General features: G+C 38.7%; 6 protein-coding genes. 5 read left to right on the top strand and 1 reads right to left on the bottom strand.

Features of this window, described 5'->3' with window-relative positions; all coding sequences use genetic code 11:
* Positions 1 to 46: 46 nt before the first annotated feature.
* Positions 47 to 1,159 (bottom strand): alanine dehydrogenase, encoded by a 1,113-nt coding sequence (ald, locus tag SINDD18_RS04195; protein ID WP_061863194.1) that lies wholly within the window; start codon positions 1,157 to 1,159, stop codon positions 47 to 49.
* 167 nt (positions 1,160 to 1,326) lie between these two features.
* Here ald and SINDD18_RS04190 point away from each other — a divergent pair, with 167 nt between their 5' ends.
* The 5 genes from SINDD18_RS04190 (at position 1,327) to SINDD18_RS04170 (ending at position 6,542) form a co-directional block, all read left to right on the top strand.
* Positions 1,327 to 1,896 (top strand): GNAT family N-acetyltransferase, encoded by a 570-nt coding sequence (locus tag SINDD18_RS04190; protein WP_061863193.1) that lies wholly within the window; start codon positions 1,327 to 1,329, stop codon positions 1,894 to 1,896.
* A 66-nt stretch (positions 1,897 to 1,962) separates the two neighbouring features.
* Positions 1,963 to 2,604: a helix-hairpin-helix domain-containing protein gene (locus tag SINDD18_RS04185; protein ID WP_061863192.1), complete on the top strand. Its 642-nt coding sequence runs from the start codon at positions 1,963 to 1,965 to the stop codon at positions 2,602 to 2,604.
* Positions 2,588 to 4,807, top strand: coding sequence for a ComEC/Rec2 family competence protein (locus SINDD18_RS04180; RefSeq protein WP_061863191.1), 2,220 nt, complete (start codon positions 2,588 to 2,590; stop codon positions 4,805 to 4,807). Before SINDD18_RS04185 ends, SINDD18_RS04180 begins: the two co-directional genes overlap by 17 nt.
* Positions 4,808 to 4,929: 122 nt before the next feature.
* Positions 4,930 to 6,216 (top strand): peptidase U32 family protein, encoded by a 1,287-nt coding sequence (locus tag SINDD18_RS04175; protein WP_000169115.1) that lies wholly within the window; start codon positions 4,930 to 4,932, stop codon positions 6,214 to 6,216.
* A gap of 14 nt (positions 6,217 to 6,230) precedes the next feature.
* The gene (locus tag SINDD18_RS04170) at positions 6,231 to 6,542 is read left to right on the top strand and encodes a CHY zinc finger protein (RefSeq protein WP_061863190.1); all 312 of its coding nucleotides are present in this window, start codon (positions 6,231 to 6,233) and stop codon (positions 6,540 to 6,542) included.
* The last annotated feature ends 207 nt before the right edge of the window (positions 6,543 to 6,749 follow it).

Here is a 6,749-nt window from a genome sequence, read left to right as displayed (position 1 = left end):
TTTTTATGTAGCTTCTTATTTTTGTAGTTTAAATTTATAAATCATTTTAAACAAGTTCACTGATTGAAGTGAAGCCACGATCCAAGCCTTCTGCAACTGGTTGGCTAGTGAGGATACCTTGATAAGTTGTAACTCCTTCACGTAAACCAGCATCATCAGAAATAGCTTTCTTAAATCCTTTTCCTGCCAAGGCTTCGATATATGGAAGAGTCACATTTGTAAGGGCAATCGTAGATGTGCGAGCAACTGCTCCAGGAATGTTAGCAACGGCATAGTGAAGAACACCATGTTTTTCATAGACTGGTTCATCGTGAGTTGTCACACGGTCAGCTGTCGCTATAACACCACCTTGGTCAACAGCAACGTCAACAATGACAGAACCAGGACGCATTTGTTGTACCATTTCATCTGTCACCAATTTTGGAGCTTTGGCACCAGGAATCAAGACAGCACCGATAACAACGTCTGCTTCACGCACACTTGCTTCGATATTAAATGGATTAGACATGAGTGTTTGGATTTGGTGACCAAAGACATCTTCTAGGACAGAGAGGCGTTTAGCACTGATATCAAGAATGGTTACTTGAGCTCCCAAACCAAGAGCGATGCGAGCTGCGTGTGTACCAACAACACCACCACCGATGATGGTTACTTTTCCTTTTGGAACGCCAGGAACACCACCGAGTAGAACTCCTGAACCGCCAGCTTGTTTAGTCAAGAAATGAGCTCCGATTTGGACTGCCATACGACCAGCAACTTCACTCATTGGAACAAGAAGTGGGAGTTGTCCTTGATTATCACGAACTGTCTCATAAGCAACACCAGTTGTTTTAGCTACAAGCATAGCATCAGCTAATTCTGGAGCAGCAGCCATGTGCAAGTAGGTGAAAAGAAGTAAGTCCTCACGCAAGAATTGATATTCACTAGCAAGGGGTTCTTTTACTTTAACCACTAATTCTGCAGCCCAGGCTTCAGCAGCAGTTGCGACAATTTCTGCTCCTTGCTTTTCATAGTCAGCATCAGCAAAGCCAGATCCAAGACCTGCATTTGTTTCGATGAGGACTCGGTGACCACGACCAACAAGACTCTGTACACCAGCAGGTGTCAAAGCAACACGATTTTCATTATTTTTAATTTCCTTTGGAATTCCAATTAACATAGGATAACTCACTTTCTATTAAGTTGTTTCAATTTATGTATCACATCATTCGTCAGAGTTTTTGTGATGACTTTATTGTATATGAAACCGTTTTAAATTGCAAGAAAAACTTGTAAACCTATTTCTTTTATGTTATTCTTTTAGCAACCTATTTTGGGAGGTGCATCATGGAATCACTATTTATCAAACTAGCCAAGCATCAAATTATCGAAACTGAACGCTTAGTACTTAGACCAGTAACACTTGATGATGCAGAAGCCATGTTTGAATATGCTTCAAACCAGGAAAATACGCGCTACACTTTCCCGACCAATCAAAGTCTGGAGGAAACCAAGAATAATATTGCTCAGTTTTATCTAGCCAATCCCTTGGGACGATGGGGAATTGAACTAAAAAGTACTGGAGAGTTTATAGGAACCATTGACCTGCACAAGATGGATACTGTTCTTAAGAAGGCAGCCATTGGTTATATTATCCATCAAAAATATTGGAACCAAGGATTGACAACAGAAGCCAATCGTGCCGTGATTGAACTGGCTTTTGAAAAGATAGGAATGAATAAGTTGACGGCTTTTCATGATAAGGATAATCCTGCATCAGGAAAGGTTATGGAGAAATCAGGCATGCGCTTTTCTCACGAAGAACCTTATGCTAGAATGGATAAAAATGAACCTGGAAGATTCGTAACAGATGTCCATTATGTCTTAACCAAGGAAGATTATTTTGCAAATAAGTAAGCAGTTGAAAAGATTTTTCAGCTGTTTTTTTCTTTCTCTTACGAATTAGCTAAGAGAGGAGAAAATATGGAAGAACTTATTGAGAAAATCAAAGAATATAAAATTATTGTTATCTGTGTTAGTTTGGGTTTGGTCTTGGGTGGATTTTTCCTCCTAAAACCAGTCGCTCAAACACCTGCTAAAGAAACAAAGGTGCAAACAGAAGTTACCACTGTTTCAAAGGATTCGACGGATGTAAAGGAAGATGAAAATCAGAAGGAAGAAGCAGTGGAGCAAGATCTGATTACTGTTGATGTCAAGGGTGCTGTCAAAACACCAGGGATTTATGATTTGCCAGTTGGAAGTCGTATCAATGATGCTGTTCAAAAAGCTGGTGGACTGACAGATAATGCAGACAGTAAGTCTATCAATCTTGCTCAGAAAATTAGTGACGAAGCACTTGTCTATGTTCCGACTAAGGAAGAAGCTATCAGTCAAGATATACATTCAAATGCTTCCAACACCAAAGAAAATAAGAAAGTCAATCTTAATAAAGCCAGTTTAGAGGACCTGAAACAAGTTAAAGGATTAGGTGCTAAACGTGCTCAAGATATTATCGACCATCGTGAGTCCAACGGTAAGTTTAAGTCAGTTGATGAGCTCAAAAAGGTTTCTGGTATTGGCGCAAAAACGATAGAAAAGTTAAAAGAGTATGTTACAGTGGATTAGTCGCTTTCCTTTCCCAAAAATCTATCTCAGTTTTCTTTTGCTATGGCTCTACTATGCAATCTTTTCAGCAAGCTTTTTAGCACTTTTGGGCTTTGTCTTTTTACTGCTCTGCCTCTTTTTTCAATTTCCATGGAAGACTGTGGTCAAGGTTCTCTTTGTTTGTGGTCTTTTTGGAAGCTGGTTTATATTTCAAAAATGGCAACAAGAAGAAGCTAGTCGGAATCTTGTCAATTCGGTAGCTACAGTGCGACTCTTACCGGACACCATCAAGGTGAATGGTGATAGCTTGTCTTTTCGTGGCAAGGCTGATGGTAGGCTCTTTCAAGTTTATTATAAACTCCAGTCAGAAGCTGAAAAGAAAAAATTTCAAGACTTATCTGAACTGCATGAGATAGTAGTAAAAGGAAAGCTAGCTATTCCTCAAGGAGCAAATAATTTTGCTGGATTTGATTATCGAAACTACCTTAAAACTCAAGGAATTTATCAGACCTTGACCATATCCGAAATTATTGAGTTAAAGCAAACAAGTAGTTGGGATATCGGAGAAAATCTATCAAGCTTGAGGAGAAAAGCAGTTGTCTGGATAAAAAGGAATTTTCCTGATCCCATGCGCAACTATATGACCGGTCTATTATTGGGGCACTTGGACACAGACTTTGAGGAAATGAATGAACTCTATTCCAGTCTAGGGATTATTCACCTTTTTGCTTTGTCAGGGATGCAGGTTGGTTTCTTCATGAATGCTTTTAAAAAGTCACTCTTACGATTAGGTTTGACGCAAGAGAAGTTCAAATGGCTTGCCTATCCCTTTTCTTTGGTCTATGCAGGTTTGACAGGGTTCTCAGCTTCTGTTATTCGTAGTCTTCTACAAAAGCTATTGGCTCAACATGGCTTTAAGTCACTTGATAATTTTGCTTTGACGATTCTTATTCTATTTCTTATCATGCCGAACTTTTTCTTAACTGCTGGAGGAGTTCTTTCCTGTGCTTATGCCTTTATCCTGACCATGACTGGTGAGGAAGTAGCAGGGATAAAAGGTCTGGTTAGAGAGAGTTGCATTATTTCCTTGGGAATTCTGCCAATTCTATCATTTTATTTTTCAGAATTTCAACCGTGGTCCATTCTCTTGACATTTGTCTTTTCATTCTTGTTTGACATGGTCCTATTGCCACTTTTATCGATTATCTTCTGTCTGTCATTTATATATCCCATCACCCAGTTCAACTTTCTCTTTGAATGGCTTGAAAACATCATTCGCTATATTTCTCAGCTATCTACGAGGCCACTTGTTTTTGGACAGCCGAGTCTTTGGATTTTAATCCTTCTTTTGATTACTTTAGCTCTCATCTATGACTATCGAAAGAATTTGAAAAAAATATCTATGCTTGTCATAGTTGCCATCTCACTCTTTTTAGTAACCAAGCATCCACTAGAAAATGAAATCACAGTCCTAGATATGGAACAGGGACGAAGTATTTTCCTAAGAGACATGACAGGAAAGACCATACTACTGGATGTCGGAGAAAAATCTGAACGTGACAAGAAAGAAGTCTGGCAGGAGAAAGTTATTACCAGTAATGCCAAACGTAGTTTAATTCCTTATCTGAAAAGTCGAGGAGTGGCAAAGATTGATCAGTTGGTTCTGACGACCAGTGATACTAAGCAGTTAGATCATGTGTTAGAAATCAGTAAAGCCTTCCAGCTTAGAGAGATTCTAGTAACTGAAGAAACTTTATCTAAGAGAGAATTTATAGATAAGCTGAAGGAGAGCAAAGTCAACCTACGTTCAATTAAAAAAGGAGACAGCTTATTTGTTTTTGGGAGTAGTTTGGAAGTAATCGAAACTCAAAATAAGGATAAAAATGATTCAATTACAATGTATGGAAAGTTACTAAACCAAACCTTTCTAGTTACTGGCAATATAGAGGAGAAGTTTTTAACGAGTCATTATCCAAAACTCCAAGCAGATGTAGTGATAACTCATCAGCAAGCATCGAAGAAAAAGATAGATATCGAAATCTTCAAAAATGTACACCCTAAAATCACTGTTATTTCAATAGACAAGAAAAAATCATTTAAAGTTAAAAATGGGGAGAATAACCAAGAAGATAAAGAACTTGAGAATTTGGTATTAAAAACTGACAACAAGGGCGCCATTCGTTTTAAAGGTTGGAGTGCTTGGCAAATAGAAACAGTTCGTTGAGCTTAGCTTTTCAAGAAAATTAAAATTGTCTAAACAATCATTCAAGGCTTGATTTTGAACCCTGTTTACTATAAAATAGTTAAGATTGGTGTCAAACTTTTATATTGCAAATAGGAGAAAAAATGACAAAAACTTTGAAACGTCCTGAGGTTCTATCACCAGCAGGAACTCTTGAAAAACTAAAAGTAGCTGTTCAATACGGAGCAGATGCTGTCTTTATCGGTGGTCAGGCCTATGGTCTACGTAGCCGTGCGGGAAACTTCACTTTCGAACAAATGGAAGAAGGAGTTCAGTTCGCGGCTAAGTATGGCGCTAAGGTATATGTGGCTGCTAATATGGTTATGCACGAAGGAAATGAAGAAGGTGCCGGAGAATGGTTCCGTAAGTTGCGTGATATTGGTATTGCAGCGGTTATCGTTTCTGACCCTGCCTTAATCATGATTGCAGCAACAGAAGCACCAGGACTTGAAATCCACCTTTCAACACAAGCTAGTGCGACCAACTATGAAACTCTTGAATTCTGGAAAGAACTTGGATTGACTCGCGTTGTTTTGGCGCGTGAGGTTTCCATGGAAGAACTGGCAGAAATCCGAAAACGTACAGATGTGGAAATCGAAGCATTCGTACATGGTGCGATGTGTATTTCCTACTCTGGTCGTTGTACGCTTTCTAACCATATGAGTATGCGTGACGCCAACCGTGGTGGATGTTCACAATCTTGCCGTTGGAAATATGACCTTTACGATATGCCATTTGGTAAAGAGCGTAAGAGTCTCAAGGGAGAAATTCCTGAAGAGTTCTCCATGTCTGCGGTTGATATGTCTATGATTGACCATATCCCAGATATGATTGAAAATGGTGTGGACAGTCTTAAAATTGAAGGTCGTATGAAGTCTATCCACTATGTTTCAACAGTGACAAACTGCTACAAGGCTGCAGTTGATGCCTACCTTGAAAGTCCTGAAAAGTTTGAGGCTATTAAGCAAGACTTGATTGATGAAATGTGGAAGGTGGCTCAACGTGAATTGGCTACAGGTTTCTATTACGGAACACCATCTGAAAACGAACAACTGTTCGGTGCTCGTCGTAAGATTCCAGAATACAAGTTTGTTGCTGAAGTAGTAGCTTATGATGATGCAACGCAAACAGCAACTATTCGCCAACGTAACGTTATCAACGAAGGAGACCAAGTTGAGTTTTATGGCCCAGGTTTCCGCCATTTTGAAACTTATATCGAAGACCTTCACGATGCCAAAGGTAACAAGATTGACCGTGCACCAAATCCAATGGAACTTTTGACTATCAAGGTTCCCCAACCAGTACAAGCTGGTGATATGGTCCGTGCTTTGAAAGAAGGCCTGATTAATCTTTACAAAGAAGATGGAACAAGCGTCACAGTTCGTGCCTAGATAAGGAAAAATCAATGCTTCAAGCTCAGGGATTACTAGTTGATGATGATAGCAGATGTGTACATTACCATAGCGACAAAGATATCGTAGCCCTTCAGTGCTATGACTGTAAGAAATACTACGCCTGTTATCAGTGTCATAATGCAATAGAAAAGCACACATTTTCTCCTTATCCTTTAAGTCTGACTCTGGATAAGCCCATCTTATGTGGTTCCTGTAAGCAGACACTGACGTATGAGGAGTATAAAAAGAAAGGCAACTGTCCTTATTGTGAAGCTCAATTTAATCCAGCTTGCCAGAGCCATCATTCATATTATTTCAAATAAGAAAAGATAAATCCAGGTTTTGAAACTTGGATTTTTTATTTTCAGAAAAATAGGAAAGATAAGGAAAAACTATGAAATGACATTAAAAATTTCTATATAATTGTCTTGAAAATCGTAAAAATAGAAATAAATGATTAGAAACGCTTTCAATACTAGTATAGTCATTTAGTTTTAAAAAAGCACTCTAAACATTCAAAGATATTTGGG

This window comes from Streptococcus infantis (genome assembly GCF_001579645.1).
Lineage (GTDB): Bacteria > Bacillota > Bacilli > Lactobacillales > Streptococcaceae > Streptococcus > Streptococcus infantis_E.
The sequence above is the reverse complement of the archived record's forward strand: the minus strand, read 5'-3'. Positions and strand labels throughout refer to the sequence as shown.

Excerpts from the sequence above, each read along its gene's own strand:
- ald (WP_061863194.1), bottom strand. The coding sequence starts at position 1,159 with ATGTTAATTGGAATTCCAAAGGAAATTAAAAATAATGAAAATCGTGTT.
- SINDD18_RS04190 (WP_061863193.1), top strand. The coding sequence starts at position 1,327 with ATGGAATCACTATTTATCAAACTAGCCAAGCATCAAATTATCGAAACT.
- SINDD18_RS04185 (WP_061863192.1), top strand. The coding sequence starts at position 1,963 with ATGGAAGAACTTATTGAGAAAATCAAAGAATATAAAATTATTGTTATC.
- SINDD18_RS04180 (WP_061863191.1), top strand. The coding sequence starts at position 2,588 with ATGTTACAGTGGATTAGTCGCTTTCCTTTCCCAAAAATCTATCTCAGT.
- SINDD18_RS04175 (WP_000169115.1), top strand. The coding sequence starts at position 4,930 with ATGACAAAAACTTTGAAACGTCCTGAGGTTCTATCACCAGCAGGAACT.
- SINDD18_RS04170 (WP_061863190.1), top strand. The coding sequence starts at position 6,231 with ATGCTTCAAGCTCAGGGATTACTAGTTGATGATGATAGCAGATGTGTA.